The 18,623-nt window shown below is 62.0% G+C and carries 17 protein-coding genes and 1 pseudogene; 8 read left to right on the plus strand and 10 right to left on the minus strand.

Going from position 1 to position 18,623, the window contains the following annotated elements:
• Positions 1-422 precede the first annotated feature (422 nt).
• Together argA and argE are read right to left on the minus strand one after the other, a co-directional pair.
• Positions 423-1,721 carry an amino-acid N-acetyltransferase gene (gene argA / locus QNH97_RS27360; protein WP_283554723.1) on the minus strand — a complete coding sequence of 433 codons (1,299 nt, stop codon included), beginning with the start codon at positions 1,719-1,721 and terminating at the stop codon, positions 423-425.
• A gap of 133 nt (positions 1,722-1,854) precedes the next feature.
• Positions 1,855-3,012 carry an acetylornithine deacetylase gene (gene argE / locus QNH97_RS27365; RefSeq protein ID WP_283554724.1) on the minus strand — a complete coding sequence of 386 codons (1,158 nt, stop codon included), beginning with the start codon at positions 3,010-3,012 and terminating at the stop codon, positions 1,855-1,857.
• 158 nt (positions 3,013-3,170) lie between these two features.
• Between argE and QNH97_RS27370 the strand changes: the two genes are divergently transcribed.
• The 6 genes and pseudogenes from QNH97_RS27370 (at position 3,171) to QNH97_RS27390 (ending at position 8,732) form a co-directional block, all read left to right on the plus strand.
• Entirely contained in the window at positions 3,171-4,538 is a 1,368-nt protein-coding gene (locus QNH97_RS27370) for a CYTH domain-containing protein (RefSeq protein ID WP_283557561.1), read from the plus strand.
• A gap of 158 nt (positions 4,539-4,696) precedes the next feature.
• A pseudogene (locus QNH97_RS29670) lies at positions 4,697-4,828 on the plus strand (ACT-like domain-containing protein); the annotation flags it as partial.
• A gap of 145 nt (positions 4,829-4,973) precedes the next feature.
• Positions 4,974-6,758 (plus strand): type IV pilus assembly ATPase TfpB, encoded by a 1,785-nt coding sequence (tfpB, locus tag QNH97_RS27375; RefSeq protein ID WP_283554725.1) that lies wholly within the window; start codon positions 4,974-4,976, stop codon positions 6,756-6,758.
• A gap of 208 nt (positions 6,759-6,966) precedes the next feature.
• Positions 6,967-7,887, plus strand: coding sequence for an SPFH domain-containing protein (locus QNH97_RS27380; protein ID WP_025216038.1), 921 nt, complete (start codon positions 6,967-6,969; stop codon positions 7,885-7,887).
• 9 nt (positions 7,888-7,896) lie between these two features.
• The gene (locus QNH97_RS27385) at positions 7,897-8,346 is read left to right on the plus strand and encodes an NfeD family protein (RefSeq protein ID WP_283554726.1); all 450 of its coding nucleotides are present in this window, start codon (positions 7,897-7,899) and stop codon (positions 8,344-8,346) included.
• Positions 8,347-8,411: 65 nt separating this feature from the next.
• Positions 8,412-8,732 carry a DUF2388 domain-containing protein gene (locus QNH97_RS27390; protein WP_283557562.1) on the plus strand — a complete coding sequence of 107 codons (321 nt, stop codon included), beginning with the start codon at positions 8,412-8,414 and terminating at the stop codon, positions 8,730-8,732.
• A gap of 181 nt (positions 8,733-8,913) precedes the next feature.
• Here QNH97_RS27390 and gcvH read toward each other — a convergent pair whose 3' ends face one another.
• From gcvH to QNH97_RS27430, 8 genes are all read right to left on the minus strand, one after another.
• Positions 8,914-9,297, minus strand: coding sequence for a glycine cleavage system protein GcvH (gene gcvH, locus QNH97_RS27395; protein ID WP_283554727.1), 384 nt, complete (start codon positions 9,295-9,297; stop codon positions 8,914-8,916).
• A 52-nt stretch (positions 9,298-9,349) separates the two neighbouring features.
• Positions 9,350-10,432: a glycine cleavage system aminomethyltransferase GcvT gene (gene gcvT, locus QNH97_RS27400; protein WP_283554728.1), complete on the minus strand. Its 1,083-nt coding sequence runs from the start codon at positions 10,430-10,432 to the stop codon at positions 9,350-9,352.
• A gap of 154 nt (positions 10,433-10,586) precedes the next feature.
• The gene (locus tag QNH97_RS27405; protein ID WP_283554729.1) at positions 10,587-12,203 is read right to left on the minus strand and encodes an ABC transporter permease; all 1,617 of its coding nucleotides are present in this window, start codon (positions 12,201-12,203) and stop codon (positions 10,587-10,589) included.
• Positions 12,204-12,413: 210 nt separating this feature from the next.
• On the minus strand, positions 12,414-13,418 hold the full coding sequence (locus QNH97_RS27410) for an extracellular solute-binding protein (protein WP_283554730.1): 1,005 nt from the start codon (positions 13,416-13,418) through the stop codon (positions 12,414-12,416).
• A gap of 146 nt (positions 13,419-13,564) precedes the next feature.
• Positions 13,565-14,782, minus strand: a complete 1,218-nt coding sequence (locus QNH97_RS27415) for a 2-octaprenyl-3-methyl-6-methoxy-1,4-benzoquinol hydroxylase (RefSeq protein ID WP_283557563.1) — start codon at positions 14,780-14,782, stop codon at positions 13,565-13,567.
• A 75-nt stretch (positions 14,783-14,857) separates the two neighbouring features.
• Positions 14,858-16,045 carry a 2-octaprenyl-6-methoxyphenyl hydroxylase gene (gene ubiH, locus QNH97_RS27420; RefSeq protein WP_283554731.1) on the minus strand — a complete coding sequence of 396 codons (1,188 nt, stop codon included), beginning with the start codon at positions 16,043-16,045 and terminating at the stop codon, positions 14,858-14,860.
• Positions 16,042-17,376, minus strand: a complete 1,335-nt coding sequence (pepP, locus tag QNH97_RS27425) for a Xaa-Pro aminopeptidase (RefSeq protein ID WP_283554732.1) — start codon at positions 17,374-17,376, stop codon at positions 16,042-16,044. Before pepP ends, ubiH begins: the two co-directional genes overlap by 4 nt.
• Positions 17,377-17,401: 25 nt before the next feature.
• On the minus strand, positions 17,402-17,956 hold the full coding sequence (locus tag QNH97_RS27430) for a YecA/YgfB family protein (RefSeq protein WP_283554733.1): 555 nt from the start codon (positions 17,954-17,956) through the stop codon (positions 17,402-17,404).
• Between the two features lie 129 nt (positions 17,957-18,085).
• On the opposite strand from QNH97_RS27430, the gene QNH97_RS27435 reads away from it, so the two are divergent.
• Together QNH97_RS27435 and QNH97_RS27440 are read left to right on the plus strand one after the other, a co-directional pair.
• The gene (locus QNH97_RS27435; RefSeq protein WP_025216048.1) at positions 18,086-18,295 is read left to right on the plus strand and encodes a TIGR02449 family protein; all 210 of its coding nucleotides are present in this window, start codon (positions 18,086-18,088) and stop codon (positions 18,293-18,295) included.
• A complete protein-coding gene (locus tag QNH97_RS27440; protein WP_003177364.1) occupies positions 18,292-18,609 on the plus strand; it encodes a cell division protein ZapA in 318 nt (105 codons plus the stop codon). The genes QNH97_RS27435 and QNH97_RS27440 overlap by 4 nt, the downstream gene beginning before the upstream one ends.
• Positions 18,610-18,623: the final 14 nt, after the last annotated feature.

The following is an 18,623-nucleotide window of genomic DNA, read 5'->3' on the forward strand; positions in this document are numbered from 1 at the left end:
AACGCCCGGAATCCGCGGATGCGCGATTAGCGCCAGACCGTGACTTGCAAGTCAATCGTAACCATTTGTGACTACGACTATGGTCTAACCCTGCTACACCGGCCCGCAGGATAATGGATTCTTTATAATTCCAAAAAGAATTGTTTCAGTAGTTTTCAGCTCATTTCGACATATGGGTGCCATCACAGCACCATCAGGCCGTGACATGACTTATCGGCAACGCAGGGAATTTACTGAACGATGATTCGTCGGGAATTTACGAGGCCCGCGAATACTTGGCGACGAGATAGGTTACCGCGCCTCCTGCGCCTTCGATCCTGTCACGACAGCTCCCGCATGCCGCGATCTTGACGTGTTCCAGACTAGCTGCTCATTGTCTGAAATCAAGAAGATCGCGGCTGCGCAAGTTTTCTTAAGGCCGCCTACAAGGTTTTTTCGAAGATCTTCGAGTTGCGCTGATAGTTGTAGAGCGACGCCCGCGCGGCCGGTAACCGGTCGACGCTGCTCGGCTCGAAGCCCCGCTCACGGAACCAGTGGGCGGTGCGGGTGGTGAGCACGAACAGGGTCTTGAGCCCCTTGGCACGAGCCCGGGTTTCGATCCGTTCCAGCAGTTCATCACCCCGTCCACCGTGGCGGTACTCCGGATTCACCGCCAGGCAGGCCAGCTCCCCGGCGTCCGAATCGGCGATCTGGTACAGCGCCGCGCAGGCGATGATCATGCCTTCGCGCTCGACCACGCTGAACTGTTCGATCTCGCGTTCCAGCACTTCGCGGGAGCGACGCACCAGAATCCCCTGCTCTTCCAGCGGGCTGATCAGGTCCAGCAAACCGCCGACATCTTCGATGGCCGCTTCGCGCACCACCTCGAATTGTTCCTGGGCCACCAGCGTACCGCTGCCATCGCGGGTGAACAGCTCGGCCAGCAGTGCACCGTTTTCGACGTAACTGACAATATGGCTGCGGGCCACACCGCCACGGCAGGCCTGGGCCGCGGCATCCAGTAGCTCCGCCTGGTAGTCGCTGCCCAGGCGCTGTATATGGCCCGCCACCTGCTGCGGACGCAACTCGCGCACTAACCTGCCGTCTTCGCCGATCAACCCCTGCTCGCTGCCGAACAACAGCAATTTGTCGGCCGCCAGGTCAATGGCTGCCCGGGTCGCGACGTCTTCACAGGCGAGGTTGAAAATTTCCCCGGTGGGCGAATAGCCCAACGGTGACAGCAGCACGATGGAGCGCTCGTCCAGCAGCCGGTTGATGCCCTTGCGATCAACCCGGCGCACTTCGCCGGTGTGGTGATAATCCACGCCCTCCAGCACGCCAATGGGCCGCGCGGTGACCAGGTTGCCACTGGCGACGCGCAGCCGCGAACCCTGCATCGGAGAGGACGCCATGTCCATGGACAGGCGGGCCTCGATGGCGATGCGCAACTGGCCGACGGCATCGATCACGCATTCCAGGGTCGCGGCATCAGTGATGCGCATGCCGTGATGATAGTGGGGCGTCAGGCCCCGCGCCGCGAGGCGGGTTTCGATCTGCGGACGCGAGCCATGGACCAGCACCAGGCGCACGCCAAGGCTGTGCAGCAACACCAGGTCATGGACGATGTTGCCGAAATTAGGGTGTTCCACCCCATCGCCGGGCAGCATGACGATGAAGGTGCAATCGCGGTGGGCGTTGATGTAGGGCGAAGCGTGACGAAGCCAATTGACGTATTCGGGCATGAACCTGGACCTGTAATAAATAACAGCCGAAATAAAGACGACACAGAACGCACAGCAGGCTGGTGGTTATCGTCGGAACAGGCTTGGCGACACGCGCGCTCTCCTCATCAATACGGGCCCGGACGGGGGCAATTTAATCGGCCGTGGCCGGCGTCAGGCAATAATGTCCGATCAACTGCCGCAGCAATTGCACGGTAGGTTGTAAACGTGACATTTCAAGGTACTCGCCCGGTTGGTGGGCGCAGGCGATATCGCCAGGGCCAAGTACCAGGGTTTCGCAGCCAAGGCGCTGAAGATAAGGCGCTTCGGTGCCGAACGCCACTGCTTCGGCACGATAGCCGGTGAGTCGTTCGGCCACGCGCACCAGTTCGCAATCCTCGGCCTGCTCGAACGGCGGCACCTCGGGGAACAGCGGCGCATAGTCGATCTTGACCTGGTGCCGCTCGGCGATGGGGTTGAGCTTCTGCTGGATCGCCGCCCGCAGCACTTGCGGGTCCATGCCCGGCAAGGGCCGCAGGTCGAATTCCATGGAGCACTGGCCGCAGATCCGGTTGGGATTGTCGCCACCGTGGATACAGCCGAAGTTCAGGGTCGGCTGCGGCACCGTAAACTGCGGGTTCCGGTATTCACGCTGCCATTGCAGACGCAAGCCGCGCAGTTCGCCCATGGCATCGTGCATGGCTTCGAGGGCGCTGTGGCCCAGGCTCGGATCGGAAGAGTGGCCGCTGCGCCCGAGAATATCGATGCGTTCCATCATCACGCCTTTGTGCAGGCGAATCGGCCTGAGGCCGGTCGGCTCGCCAATGACGGCGGCGCGCCCCAATGGACGCCCGGCATCGGCCAAGGCCCGGGCGCCGGCCATGGAGCTCTCTTCGTCACAGGTGGCGAGGATCAGCAGCGGCTGTTTAAACGGTTGGTCCAGCAAGGGCTTGACCGCTTCGATGGCCAAGGCGAAAAAACCTTTCATGTCGCAGCTGCCCAAGCCCACCCAGCGGCCATCGACCTCGGTGAGTTTCAGCGGATCGGTCTGCCACAACGCGCCGTCGAACGGCACCGTGTCGCTGTGCCCGGCCAAAACCAGGCCACCGGGGCCGCTGCCGAAACTGGCCAGCAGGTTGAATTTTCCGGGGCTGACCTGTTGGATATCGCAGGAGAATCCAAGGTCGCCGAGCCAACCCGCCAACAGTTCGATCACGGCACTGTTGGACTGGTCCAGCCCAGGCTGGGTACAGCTGACCGATGGCGCGGCGATCAGGGCAGCGAACTGATCTTTCATGGACGGCAAAGGCATCGCTGACTCCGGGCTTACAAATTGACGTCCATCATAGAACCATCCGGCGCAAGGAAGAAACCGCCGCGGGGCGCAGGATGAACGAGTCCTGTACACTGCACGGCCTTGGCAGCCACACCTTCCCCCGGCTGCACACCCGATCCCTGGATTTTCCGGCCATGCAGAAAGAAACCGAAATCAAACTCCGCGTCAGCCGCGAGACCCTGGCAGCCCTGCGTGAGCACCCGCTGCTGAAAAAACGCAACAAAAGTGGCTGGGAACGCCATGAGCTGATGAACCAGTATTTCGACACGCCGGAGCGTGACCTGGCCCGGGCCAAGGTCGCCCTGCGCCTGCGCCGCGACGGCGAGGAAGTGATCCAGACCCTCAAGACCCGCGGCCAGAGCATCGCCGGCCTGTCCGAGCGCAACGAGTACGACTGGCACCTGCCCAAAGCCAAGCTTGACCTGAAAAAACTCGACGGCGAATGCTGGCCCGAGGCGTTGGTCGAACTGGACAAGAAAACCCTCAAGGCCATCTTCACCACCGATTTTGTCCGCGAACGCGCCGAAATCGCCTGGGGCCGCGGCAAAAGCAAAGTAGTGATCGAAGCCGCGCTGGACCTGGGTTATGTCGTGGTCGGCAAACAGAAGGAAGAGATCTGCGAGCTGGAGCTGGAGCTGCGCGAAGGCGAGCCCGCCGCCCTGCTGGAGTTGGCCGCCGAGCTGGCCGCCACCCTGCCCTTGATGCCTTGCGACATCAGCAAGGCCGAGCGCGGCTATCGCCTGCACGACGCGAACAGCTACGCCCTGAGCCTGCCGGCCCCGCAACTGACCGCCGAAATGCCGCTGGACGACGCCTTCGCCGCGCTGAGCTGGCACTTGCTGGGCAGCAGCCAGCGCCTGGCCGAACAATATCGCTTCAACGGTCACTGGCGCCTGTTGCAGGACTGGGTGGAAAACCTTGCCGAACTGCGCGCCCTGCTCAGTAGCCTCGGCCAGGCCGCACCGCGCCAATCGACCCACGACTTGCGCGTTGCCCTGGACGCATTGCTGGAAGACTGGCGCCCGCTGGTCCAGGCTGGCCTGGACGACGAAGACGTCCGCAAGGCTGCGCCGGAGCAATTCCTTGAGGAGCTGCAAGACCCACGCTGGGGCCTGTTCTCCCTCAACACTTCGCGCTGGCTGCTGGCCCGCAGCTGGACCGCCGAGCGCAACACCCGTGGCAACCGCCAAGGGGCGGCGCAACTGGGCAGCTGGCTGCCGCGTCTGCTGGGCGAGGAGTCCACGTCCCTGCAATTGCAGCGCTATCAGCAACAGCCGGAAGACCTGGCCGAGCAACTGCCGCGCATCGAACGCATCCAGGCCTGGCTGCACCATGCCCGCCATGTGCTGGAGATCCCGGAAATGGATCGTCTCTATGGCGAGCTGAACAAACTGGCGCACCTGGCGAACGCACCGATCACCGACGAAACACTGGATGCGCGCAAGCAGCAGGCGATTGCGGTGTATCAAAATCGGGCCTGGAAGACGCTGTTGCGGCTGTAACCTGGGCCTGTCATATCGCCATCGCGAGCAAGCTCGCTCCCACATCGGATCTTCGCCGTACACGCATGTGCGTTCGCTGAAGATCCCTGTGGGAGCGAGCTTGCTCGCGAAGGGGCCAGCACATCCTCCACAGAACTCAGCGCACCACCGACAAATTCGTTGTAGACCGGCTGAGCTGGCACCGTACCCAGGCCATCGCTGAAAAATTGCGTAACCTGATCAGCGTGCGTTCGGTGGACCTGCAAGACCCTGATATTGCGCGGATTGAGCCGGTCCAGGCGGCGGGCTGAGCGCCGCAAGGCAAGAATTCGAAACGCATTGGTCGGGTAGTGGCCCAACGATCCATGTGGTCGGGACTATTCTTTTGCAGACCGAGCCAGGACGCCCAAGCGTCTGTATCGCGGCTTTGCTGCAATTGTCCAATAGGAAACCCGCATGTCCACCAAACACGCCACTCAGGACCGCTGGCTGGACCTCAACGATCTGCTGCGCCAACTGGTTGCCCAGGGCTTCATCAGCCAGGACTGCGCCGAAACCGCGCTCAACGCCCGCCGGCGCCACAGCGCCCATGCCCAGCTGCATCCATTGGAGTTCATCGCCAACCAGCATCTGGACGATCTCAGCCGCCCCGGCAAACGCCTGGACCTGGAAAGCCTGACCCTGTGGCTGTCCCAACAGGCCGGCCAGCCGTACATGCGCATCGACCCGCTGAAAATCAACGTCGCGGCCATCACGCCACTGATGTCCTATGCCTTTGCACAGCGGCACAAGATTCTCGCGGTGGCCGTCGACCGCGACGCCGTCACCGTCGCCAGCGCCCAACCCTATGTCAGCAGTTGGGAAGCGGACCTGACCCACGTGCTCAAGCTGCCCATCCAGCGGGTGGTCGCCAACCCGGTGGATATCCAGCGCCTGAGCGTGGAGTTCTATCGCCTGGCCAAATCGGTCAGCGGCGCCACCACGGCCGACCAGCAACCCAGCAACCTGAGCAATTTCGAACAGTTGCTCAACCTGGGCGCCAGTGACCAGGAGCCGGACGCCAACGATGCGCATATCGTCAATATCGTCGACTGGTTGTTCCAGTACGCCTTCCAGCAGCGCGCCAGCGATATCCACATCGAACCGCGCCGCGAACAGGGCACGGTTCGGTTTCGCATCGACGGGGTGCTGCACACCGTTTACCAGTTCCCACCCCAGGTGACGATGGCGATCATCAGCCGCCTCAAGAGCCTGGGGCGGATGAACGTTGCGGAAAAACGCAAACCCCAGGACGGCAGGGTCAAGACCAAGACCCCGGACGGCGGCGAAGTGGAATTGCGCTTGTCGACCTTGCCCACGGCGTTCGGCGAAAAAATGGTCATGCGGATCTTCGACCCGGAAGTGCTGCTCAAGGACTTCGACCAGCTCGGTTTCTCCGCCGACGACCTGCGCCGCTGGCAGGACATGACCCGCCAGCCCAACGGCATCATCCTGGTGACCGGGCCGACCGGTTCCGGCAAGACCACCACGCTCTATACCACCCTCAAGAAACTGGCGACGCCGGAGGTGAACCTCTGCACCATCGAAGACCCGATTGAAATGGTCGAAAGCTCCTTCAACCAGATGCAGGTCCAGCACAACATCGACCTGACCTTCGCCGCTGGCGTACGCGCGCTGATGCGACAAGACCCGGACATCATCATGATCGGTGAGATCCGCGACCTGGAAACCGCCGAAATGGCGATCCAGGCAGCCCTCACCGGACACCTTGTGCTCTCGACCCTGCACACCAACGACGCGCCGAGCGCCATCAGTCGCCTGCTGGAACTCGGCGTGCCCCATTACCTGATCAAGGCCACGGTGCTCGGGGTCATGGCCCAGCGTCTGGTGCGCACGCTGTGCCCGCATTGCAAGGCGCCCCTGACCCTGGACGAAGACGACTGGCAAACCCTGACCCGGCCCTGGCAGGCCCCGTTGCCAGGCAATGCCCAACAGGCCGTCGGCTGCCTGGAGTGCCGCGACACCGGCTATCGCGGCCGTGCCGGGGTCTACGAAATCATGCAATTGACCGACAGCGTCAAGGCATTGATCCATCCCGACACCGACCTGCTGGCGGTGCGCCGCCAGGCGTTCAAGGAAGGCATGCGCAGCCTGCGGCTTTCGGGGGCACAAAAGGTGGCGGCAGGGTTGACCACCGTTGAGGAAGTCCTGCGCGTGACACCGCAGAGCGAACAGAAGTAGTTGTGGCGAGGGTATTTATCCTCGCTGGGCTGCGAAGCACCCCAAGCAAACAATGAGATAAACCCTGACACAATTAGATGCCAAATAGGGGCTGCTTCGCAGCCCAACGGGGATAAATCCCCTCGCCACAAGGACCATAGAGAAGATAATGGCCGCTTGCCCTACACTCTGGGCTCGCCAGTCACTTCAATTCGAACAGGGAACAGTCATGCAGATCGGTAGCGTACTTTTACTTTTTGTCGGCCTCGTGGTCGCCATTCTGTTCATGGGTTTCAAGGTCGTGCCCCAGGGCTACCAGTGGACCGTCGAACGGTTCGGCCGCTACACCAACACGCTCAAGCCCGGGCTGAACATCATCATCCCGGTGATGGATCGTATCGGTCGCAAGATCAATGTCATGGAAAGCGTGCTGGACATCCCGCCCCAGGAAGTCATCACCGCCGACAACGCCACGGTGCAAATCGACGCCGTGTGCTTCTTCCAAGTGGTCAATACGGCCCAGGCGGCCTACGAGGTCAACAACCTCGAACACGCCATCCGCAACCTGCTGCAAACCAACATCCGCACCGTACTGGGGTCCATGGAGCTGGATGCGATGCTGAGCCAGCGCGATGGTATCAATGAAAAACTGCTGCGCACGGTCGATGAAGCCACAGCGCCGTGGGGCATCAAGATCACCCGGATCGAGATCAAGGACATCAGCCCACCGGCCGACCTGATGGCTGCCATGTCGGGACAGATGAAAGCCGAACGTATCAAGCGCGCCCAGATCCTGGAAGCCGAGGGCCTGCGAGCGTCGGCGATTCTCACCGCCGAAGGCAAGAAACAGGCGCAAATCCTTGAGGCCGAGGGCAGCCGCCAGGCCGCATTCCTCGAGTCCGAGGCCCGTGAGCGCCAAGCCGAGGCCGAAGCGCTGGCCACCAAGGTGGTGTCCCAGGCGATTGCCGACGGTAACGTCCAGGCGGTGAACTACTTCGTCGCGCAAAAATACATCGACGCCCTGGGCCGCCTGGCCTCGGCCAACAACAGCAAGGTGATCCTGATGCCGCTGGAAGCCAGCCAGGTGATCGGTGCCGTCGGCGGCATCGGAGAAATCGTCAAGGCCACTTTCGACAGCAAGAAAGCCTGAGGCGCATGTATGTGGGTGTTCCTGCAACAAATGTCGTACTGGGACTGGCTGGCGTTGGGGGTCATCCTGCTGATCCTGGAAGTCTTCGGCGCTGGCGGGTACTTGCTGTGGATCGGCATGGCCGCCGCAGCGGTGGGTGTCCTGACCTTCATCCTGCCGCAACTGTCGTGGGAGATGCAGTTCCTGCTGTTCGGTCTGTTCGCCATCGCAACAGCGCTGTACTGGTGGCGACGCCAGCGCAGCGCTGTGCGTGAAAGCGATCAGCCACACCTGAACCTGCGTGGGCAGGAGCTGATCGGCAAGGTATTCCAGGTTCATGAAGCGATTGTCGATGGACGGGGCAAGATCAAGGTGGCCGACAGTGTCTGGCTGGCCAAAGGCCCCGAGTCGGCCGTTGGCACGCGGGTCAGGGTGGTGGCGCAGGAAGGCGCGGTGCTGCAGGTGGAGCGGGCTGACTGAGAAGTCATGGAACTGAATCGAGGCGCAGGGAATCCAACGTCATAGTTAACCCAGTGGAGTCACCTATCATGCGTCTCAAACTTGCTGTCGCTACCCTAGCCTTGCTGTCTCTTCCTGTTGGCTCGGCAATGGCCGACACGTTTTGGCGTAACGTCATCTCGTCCGGTGCGACCACCGGTTCCACCTACCTGACCTTCAAGGATCACAAACTGATCGTCGCCGCCCAGGACGATGCCGGCAGCTTTGTTGCCAGTGACGGCGGTATCCGTGGCCCCTACCTGGAAGCAGCGATGCAGAAAGTCCGCGCCGACAATCCAGGCCTGCAGGCCAGCGACATGGAACTGGCCAACGCGATCCTGGCGAAAAACGCCGTCGCCCAGGACTGATTCCAGCCCCATGAAAAATGCCGCTCGATTGAGCGGCATTTTTTTGCCCGGTGAAAAACCCAAGGCTGTCCCAACCCCCTGTGGGAGCGAGCTTGCTCGCGATAGCGGAGTGTCAGCCCACATCAATGCCGCTGATCCACCGCTATCGCGAGCAAGCTCGCTCCCACAGGTGCAGTCGTCCTTATTCGCCGATAGCAGCCTTGTAGCCTGCCGCATCGAGCAGTTTGTCCAGCTCGGACTTGTCGCTTGGCTTGAGCTTGAAGATCCAGGCACCGTAAGGATCGGTATTGAGCAGCTCGGGCGAGCCGCCAAGGTCTTCGTTGACCGCGATCACTTCACCCGCAATCGGGGAGTAGATGTCGGAAGCGGCCTTGACCGACTCCACCACACCGGCTTGGTCACCTGCGGCAAAACGCTTACCGACCTCAGTCAGTTCGACAAACACCACATCACCCAAAGCTTCCTGAGCGTGGTCACTGATGCCCACGGTAACGGTACCGTCGGCTTCCAGACGCGCCCACTCATGGCTTTCGGCAAAACGCAGTTCGGCAGGGATATCACTCATATTCTGTGTCCTCAAGAGAAAGTGTCAGCGGCCAGCGGCCCGCCGCGAAGGGTTAGATCAGGGTTTTGCCATGGCGGACGAAGGTCGGCTTGACCACCCGTACCGGGTACCACTTGCCACGAATCTCTACCTCGGCGCGGTCCGCAGTCGCCATCGGAACACGTGCCAAGGCAATCGACTTGCTAAGCGTAGGAGAAAAACTACCACTGGTGATCTCACCTTCGCCAACATCAGCGATGCGAACCACCTGATGGGCACGCAAGACGCCGCGCTCCTCGAGCACCAGGCCGACCAGTTTATGCTGTACACCACCCGCGAGCTCGGCTTCCAGCGCACTGCGGCCGATGAACTGGCGGTTCGCCGGCTCCCAGGCGATGCTCCAGGCCATGTTCGAGGCCAGCGGGGAAACGTCCTGGTGGATGTCCTGGCCATAAAGGTTCATGCCGGCCTCCAGGCGCAAGGTATCGCGGGCGCCGAGACCGATGGGAGAAATGCCGGCCCCCACCAGGTCGTTGAAAAAACTCGGGGCTTCGTGGGCGGGCAGGACAATTTCCAGCCCGTCTTCACCGGTGTAGCCGGTACGGGCGATGAACCAGTCACCGTCGGCACGACCTTCAAAGGGTTTGAGTTGCTGAATCAATTGGCCACGCGCTTGCGTGACCAGCTCGGCAATCTTGTGCCGGGCCTGGGGGCCCTGGATCGCCAGCATCGCCAGTTCGGGACGCTCATGCAGTTGCACATCGTACTCACCGAGCTGCGCCTGCATCCAGGCCAGGTCCTGATCGCGGGTCGAGGCGTTGAAGACCAGCCGATAACCGTCCTCGACACGGTAGATGATCATGTCGTCGACGATGCCGCCGCGCTCGTTGAGCATGGTGCTGTACAAGGCACTTCCTGTGTCCTGCAAGCGGTCGACGTCATTGGCCAGCAAGCGCTGCAGCCAAGCCTTGGCCTGCGGGCCGGCGACATCGATCACGGTCATGTGGGATACATCGAAGACTCCGCAGTCGCGACGCACCTGATGGTGCTCCTCGACCTGCGAGCCGTAATGCAAAGGCATATCCCAACCGCCAAAATCGACCATCTTCGCGCCAAGGGCGAGATGAAGGTCATACAAAGGCGTGCGCTGTCCCATGGGTTTCTCCTTCCGGGCTTGGCGGAGGTGCGGGCGGGCACTGCACAGCGCGAACACCAGGAAAAGGCATTGCCAGCCGCTCTCAGTTACCCGGTCCGACAGACGGACCGCACCGAATGCCGCGCATTGTAGCCGCATGACGTAGGACTGACACCTAGCTGTTTCGATGGGCCGAACGTCGTATCAATCCGATGACCGGCAGTAGCCCCACCAGCACCAGGGTCAGCGCCGGCAAGGCAGCCCGGGCCCACTCCCCTTCACTGGTCATTTCGAAAATCCGAACCGCCAGCGTGTCCCAGCCGAACGGGCGCATCAGCAGGGTCGCGGGCATTTCCTTGAGCACATCGACGAACACCAGCAACGCCGCACTCAAAGTGCCGGGCAACAGCAGCGGCAGATACACTTTGAAAAACAGTCGTGGCCCACTGACACCAAGACTGCGGGCGGCTTCCGGCAACGACGGGCGAATTCGCGCCAGGCTGCTCTCCAGCGGGCCGTAGGCCACGGCCAGGAATCGCACCAGATACGCCAGCAACAACGCCGCCAGACTGCCCAGCAATAGTGGTTTACCCGCACCACCGAGCAAGGTCGACAGCGGAATGACCAGCTCGCGGTCCAGATAACTGAAAGCAAGCATGATCGACACCGCCAGCACCGAACCGGGCAAGGCATAACCCAGGTTCGCCAGGCCGACACCGGCGCGAATCGGACGAGTCGGTGCCAGGCGCCGGGCAAACGCCAGCAGCAAAGCGACGCAAACGGTGATCAGCGCTGCCAGCCCGCCCAAGTAGAGGGTGTGGACAATCAGCCCGGCGTACCGCTCGTCCAGATCGAAACGCCCACGCTGCCAGAACCATACCAGCAACTGCAGCATCGGGATGACAAACGCACAGGCAAATACCAAAAGGCACCAGCCGCTGGCTGCCACCGCCTTGAAGCCGCGTAGCGTGTACAACGCCTTGACCCGGGGCCGCTCATTGCCGGTCCGCTGGGCGCCCCGGGCGCGCCGTTCGCCGTAAAGCACTACCATCACCGCCAGCAAGAGCAGGCTGGCCAGTTGAGCCGCACTGGAGAGGCTGAAGAAGCCGTACCAAGTCTTGTAGATGGCCGTGGTGAACGTGTCGAAGTTGAACACCGACACCGCGCCGAAATCCGCCAGGGTTTCCATCAACGCCAGCGCCACGCCCGCACCGATGGCTGGCCGGGCCATCGGCAGCGCCACTCGCCAGAATGCCTGCCACGGCGATTGCCCGAGCACCCGGGCCGCCTCCATCAAGCCCTTGCCCTGGGCCAGGAAAGCACTTCGCGCCAGCAGATAAACGTAAGGGTAAAAGACCAGGACCAGCACCAGGATTACCCCACCGGTGGAACGGACCCGGGGCAGGCGCAGGCCGCTGCCGAACCATTCGCGCATCAACGTTTGCACCGGGCCAGCGAAATCCAGCAGGCCAACGAAGACAAACGCCAATACGTAAGCGGGGATCGCAAATGGCAGCATCAACGCCCAATCGAGCCAACGTCGACCGGGGAACTCACAAAGACTGGTGAGCCAAGCCAGGCTGACCCCCAGCAACGTCACACCCACCCCCACACCGAGGATCAGCGTCAGGGTGTTACCCAACAGGCGCGGCATTTGGGTGTCCCACAGGTGGGACCATATCTGTAGGTCGATGCTCTGCCAGGACAACAGCAGGACACTCAAGGGTAACAAGACCAGCGCTGCGACGGCGAAGACCACGGGGTACCAGCGGCGTTGGACGGGGTGGGTCAAGGAGAACGCTCGTTCAAGTGATGATGCCCACGCTACATGTGCACAGATGTCATCGCTGACAAATTACCCATGTGGCGAGGGAGCTTGCTCCCGCTGGGCTACGAAGTAGCCCCAGATTCTGGATCATGGCCTTTCAGGTAGATCCTCGGGGGGAGGGCTTCGCCCTCCAGCGGGAGCAAGCTCCCTCGCCACAAAAGCCTTGGCCAACGCTTAGTTCCAGCCAGCCCGATCCATCAACCGAATCGCTTCAGCCTGGCGTTTACCCGCCACTTCCACCGGCAAGGTGTCAGCCTTGAACTTGCCCCATGCAGCCACTTCCTTGGAAGGTTCCACTTTCGGGTTGGCCGGGAACTCCTGGTTCACGTCAGCGAAAATGTTCTGGGCCTCGGGCGTGGTCATCCACTCCACCAGCTTCTTCGCAGCTTCCGGATGCGGCGCGTGCTTGGTCAGGCCGATGCCCGAGAGATTGATGTGCACACCACGGTCGGCCTGGTTCGGCCAGAACAGTTTGACCTTCAGGTCCGGCTTCTGCTGGTGCAGGCGGCCGTAGTAGTAAGTGTTGACGATGCCAACGTCGCATTGCCCGGCGTTGATCGCCTCAATCAGCGCGGTGTCGTCGGAGAACACATCAGTGGACAGGTTCTTGACCCAGCCCTTGATGATTTGCTCGGTTTTTTCCGCACCGTGGGTTTCGATCAGGGTGGCAGTCAGGGACTGGTTGTAGACCTTTTTCGAGGTGCGCAGGCACAGACGGCCTTCCCATTCCTTGCCGGCCAGGGCTTCGTAAGTCGTCAGCTCTGTCGGCTTGACTCGGTCGGTGGAGTAGACAATGGTCCGCGCCCGCAGGCTCAGGCCGGTCCAGGCGTGGGAAGAGGCGCGGTATTGAGCCGGGATGTTGGCGTCGATCACCGGGGAGGTGAATGGCTGGAGAATGCCCATCTGCTCAGCCTGCCAGAGGTTGCCGGCGTCGACGGTAAGCAGCAGGTCGGCGGTGGCGTTTTCGCCTTCGGCCTTGATCCGCTGCATCAGCGGCGCTTCCTTGTCGGTGATGAACTTCACCGATACCCCGGTTTTCTTCGTGTAGGCATCGAAGACCGGTTTGATCAACTCATCGATGCGTGAAGAGTAGACCACCACCTCATCGGCGGCCTGGGCGGCAGTGGTGCCGATCAGGGTCAAGGCAAGGGCGGACAGCAAGCGCTTGGAAGCCAACATGGGAGCGGTCTCTCAATGGTGAACGAGCGCAAATGATAAGGACTCACATTTGCCTTCTCAATCGAACAGTTGCCCGACACGTTTCCAAATGTTGCACAAATAGAAACCAGACAACTGCTCCTGACTCATCGCCCGGCCATTAAATCTCAGGCCTTGGCCAACGCCGGCAAATCTCCAATCAACCCCAGCGCCTCGCGCACGAACAGCGCCTTGACCTCGGGCAGGCTGTCCACCAGTTTCAGCCCGGTGTTACGCAACCAGCGCACCGGCAATGGATCGGCCTGGAACAACCGCTCGAAACCTTCCATCGCCGCCATCAACGCCAGGTTGTGGGGCATGCGTCGCCGCTCATAGCGGCTCAACACCTTCACGTCCGCCAGGCGCTCGCCGCGCCCGACCGCCTGCAATAGCACCTCGGCCAGCACGGCGGCGTCGAGGAAACCCAGGTTGACCCCCTGCCCGGCCAACGGATGAATGGTATGGGCCGCATCGCCGATCAGCGCCAGCCCTTCAGCCACATAGCGCTTGGCGTGACGTTGGCGCAGCGGTACGCACAGGCGTGGATCGACGCTGAGCACCGTACCCAGTTGGCCTTCGAATGCCCGTTCCAATTCGCTGCAGAATTCACTGTCATCGAGGGCCATCAAGCGCTGCGCCTCGCCCGGGGTGGTGGACCAGACGATCGAGCACCAGTCGTGCTGACCGTCGCGTTCCAGCGGCAGGAACGCCAGCGGACCGTTGTCGGTGAAGCGCTGCCATGCCGTCATTCGGTGCGGCCGGGCACTGCGCACGCTGGTGACGATGGCATGGTGCAGGTAATCCCACTCTCGCGTGGCGACGCCCGTCAGGCGACGCACGGCGGAATTCGCGCCATCGGCGGCGATGACCAAAGGCGCCCGCAACGTGCGGCCGTCGGCCAGGGTCAGCAGCCAGTCATCGCCGGAGCGGCGCATCTGCTCCAATCGCGAGTTGGCCAGCAAACCGAGGTCGCAGTCATGCAGTCGGTCCAGCAAAGCGTCCTGCACGACGCGGTTCTCGACGATGTGCCCGAGCACCTCGGCATGCAGGCTGGCGGCCGAGAAATGGATCTGCCCGGTGCCGCTGCCGTCCCAGACGTGCATGTCGGCATAAGGGCTGGCGCGCCGGGCGGTGATGCCGTCCCAGACACCCAGGCGATCGAGGATCCGCTGGCTGGCCGTCGACAAGGCACTGACCCGCGGCTCGAACGCGGCCTGGGGATCGAAGGGTTTGACGCTCATCGGGCTGCCGTCGAGCAACAGCACTTGCAGGCCACTGCCCTGTAAAGCCAGGGCCAGGGCACTGCCGACCATACCGGCACCGACAATCAGCAGATCTGCACGCAATTCCATGCTTCAAGCCTGTTTTGCTGGCGACGTGAGCCGCCCATGAAAAGAATGATCAACTTCACACCGCCGGCATCACACATCTGGACGCGTCCCCAGACCCATTGCCTGGCGGGCGAACCAGCGCTTGGCCGGCGGCAGCAAGTCGAGACCCAGCAGGCCAAGGTTGCGGCCCAGGGATACCAGTGGCAGGCTGCTGCCGAACAGGCGCGTGACTTGGTCGGAGAAGCCCACGGTCAAGGCCTGGTCCATTCGCTGGTGCTCACGATAGGCCTGCAATACGGCAAAGTCGCCAGGCTCGCTGTCACTGTCAAGCAAGGCGTCGGCCAGGGCCTGGGCATCACGCAGAGAGAGGTTGAACCCTTGCCCGGCAATCGGATGCAGGCTGTGGGCGGCATTGCCAAGGATCGCCAGATGGGGACGAACCTGTTCTTCGGCCTCCACCAGCGCCAACGGATACAGATGCCGCGCACCCACCTGCTTCAGCGTGCCCAGGCGGTAACCGAATACGCCCTGCAACTCGCTGAGGAAGCTGCGCTCGTCAAGGGCTGCCAACCGTTGTGCATCCATGCCCGGGCGGGTCCAGACAAGCGCGCAACGATTATCCGGCAACGGCAACAATGCCATCGGACCGTCATCGGTGAAACGTTCGAAGGCCACGCCATTGTGGGCTTCGCTGGGTGTGATATTGGCGATCAACGCGCTCTGGTCATAGGGCCGATTGCGCACGCCGACGCCCAACTGCTCGCGCAGGCCGGAACGACCGCCGTCAGCCAGCACGGCAAGATCGCATTCCAGGGTGGTTTCATCGTCAAGGGTCAGGCGATAGCCGCCCACCAGTGGCTCCATGCGGGTGACCTGCGCCGGGCAGCGCCAGCTGACCACTTCCCTGTCCAGGCCTTGCCACAGGCAATGGCCAAGCCAGGCGTTCTCCACCACGTAGCCCAGGGCCGGCACGCCTTCTTCCATGGCCGACAAGCGCGCCGTGGAAAACCGCCCGCGATCAGACACGTGGATCTGCTTGATCGGCTCGGCACGACGGGAAATTTCCTGCCAGACACCCAGGCGCTGGTAAATCTGCCGGGCACCGTAGGACAACGCCGAGGATCGCGCATCGTAGCTTGGCTGCCAGGCGTCGCCGGGGGCGAAGGGCTCGATCAGCATGATCGTCCAGCCCCGGGCCTTGGCGCCAGCCTGCAAGGCCAGGGCCAGGCTTGCACCGACCAGGCCGCCGCCGATGATCGCCAGGTTGACCCGGCTCATGCCGCGTGAGTCCGTGCGGCGGCCATCAGGGCCTCGATGTCGGCGACCGTTTTCGGCACGCCGTGGCTCAGGATTTCACAACCGGTTTTGGTCACTACCACGTCATCCTCGATGCGCACGCCAATGCCGCGCCATTTTTTCGCTACGCTGCGGTTATTCGGACTGACGTAGATGCCCGGCTCCACGGTCAGCGTCATGCCAACCTCCAGGACCCGCCATTCGCCGCCGACCCGGTATTCGCCCACGTCATGCACGTCCATGCCCAGCCAGTGGCCGGCGCGGTGCATGTAAAAGGCCCGGTAGGCTTCGCTGGCGATCAGCTCGTCCACCTCGCCTTGCAGCAAGCCCAAGCGTACCAGGCCCTCGGTAATGACCCGGACCGTCGCTTCATGAGCCTGGTTCCAATGTTTGTCCGGCGCAATCTCGGCAAAAGCAGCTTCCTGGGCCGCCAGGACCACTTCGTAGATCGCCTTCTGTTCTGGCGAATACTTGCCGCTGACCGGCCAGGTACGGGTGATGTCACTGGCGTAGCAGTCGATTTCACAACCGGCGTCGATCAATACCAGGTCGCCATCCTTGAGCAGTGCGTCGTTCTGCTGGTAGTGCAGGATGCAGCTGTTGCGCCCCGCCGCGACGATTGAACCATACGCCGGCATTTTCGCTCCGCCCTTGCGGAACTCATAATCGAGCTCGGCTTCCAGGCTGTACTCATACAACCCCGGGCGCGCCGCCTGCATCGCCCGGATATGGGCCTGGGCGGAAATTCGTGCCGCTTCGCGCATCACTTTCACCTCTGCCGCCGATTTATACAGGCGCATGTCGTGCAGCAAATGATCCAGGGCAACGAATTCGTTCGGCGGCTGGGCGCCGAGGTGGGCCTTGGAGCGAATCACGTTGATCCACTCCATCAGGTGCCGATCGAACTCAGGGTTGCTGCCCATGGCCGAATACACTCGGTCACGGCCCTCGATCAGGCCCGGCAGGATGTCGTCGATGTCGGTGATGGGAAACGCGTCGTCGGCGCCGTAGTCACGGATCGCCCCTTCCTGGCCGGCCCGCAGGCCGTCCCACAATTCGCGCTCGGCGTTGCGCTCGCGACAGAACAGGATGTACTCGCCGTGGGCCCGGCCGGGCATCAGCACCAGCACCGCCTGCGGCTCGGGGAAGCCGCTGAGGTATTGGAAGTCGCTGTCTTGACGGTACACATGCTCGACGTCGCGGTTGCGGATCGCAACGGCGGCGGCGGGCAGGATTGCGATGCTGTTGGGTTCCATCTGCGCCATCAGGGCCTTGCGGCGACGGCTGTATTCCGATTTCGGGATATGAATCATGGGCAGACGGTGTTCCCTCTAAAAATTAATGCAAGGATGGCTTGGCGGCCGCTGCATCGGTTTTCTTGGTCTCGGTGAACAGCAGCAATGGTGCGACCCGCAGGTACTCCATCACTTCCATGTAGTCGCTTTCGCCGTCATCGGACTCTTCCAGGGCATCCTGGACCTGAGAGATCGCAGCCAAGTCTTGCAACACTTCCTTGGCCTCGTCGCTCAACGCGTATTCGCGACGGGTCAGACCGAAGCCGGCAAGGAAACCCTGGCACCACTGGCCCAGCGCAGCGGCGCGGTCGGCCAACGGTGCGTCATCCGTGGGCAACAGCAGAACGACGGTCATGTCGTCGCTGGTCAACTCGCCCTTGACCATTTCCTGCAGCCCGATCAGGGCATTGCGAACGTTGTCCGCCGGCTCGCCTTCAAGCAGCTCGGCGGCGTCGGCCAACCAGCCGTCGGCCTCGAAACCGGCACCGGCGCAACTGCGGCCGAGCAACAGGCCATGGAGTTCGGCAGGCGAGACGGGATGGCCACTGGTGCTCAGCAGGGTGGAGAAAGCTTGATACGGGGAATTCTGAATGGGCATGGGCAGCTAGGCGCCAGACGGCGCTATGTCTAGAATGGAGGCCTTGTATCCTACATCGACAGACTCGCCAAGACTATCAGAGGCTGTGCGACCTACATCCCCCATCAGACACAATCTTCAGTGGACACAATGGAAGACAACGACCTGCAAGCGCTGATGGCCAGACTCGAGTTGCTAATTGACCGGGTCGAGCAACTTAAGAGCCAAAACGGACTCCTATTAGCTCAGGAAAAGACCTGGCGCGAGGAACGCGCGCACCTCATTGAAAAAAACGAAATCGCCCGGCGTAAGGTCGAATCGATGATTTCGCGCCTCAAGGCCCTGGAGCAAGACTCATGAGTTCAAGCAATAGCGTTACCGTGCAGATCCTCGATAAAGAATATTCGATCATCTGTCCCCAGGAAGAGCGTAGCAATCTGGTGAGCGCCGCCCGCTACCTGGACGGCAAGATGCGCGAGATCCGCAGCAGCGGCAAAGTCATCGGCGCCGACCGCATCGCCGTGATGGCTGCCTTGAACATTACCCACGACCTGCTTCATCGCCAGGATACGCCGGACCTGCAGGTCAGCGGCTCGACTCGTGAACAGGTGCGCGACCTGCTCGACCGGGTGGATCTGGTGCTGGCCACCGATCCGGACGTCAGCAAGGGCTGATTCGCGAGGCTGCC

Source organism: Pseudomonas sp. G2-4, assembly GCF_030064125.1.
Classification (GTDB): Bacteria; Pseudomonadota; Gammaproteobacteria; order Pseudomonadales; family Pseudomonadaceae; genus Aquipseudomonas.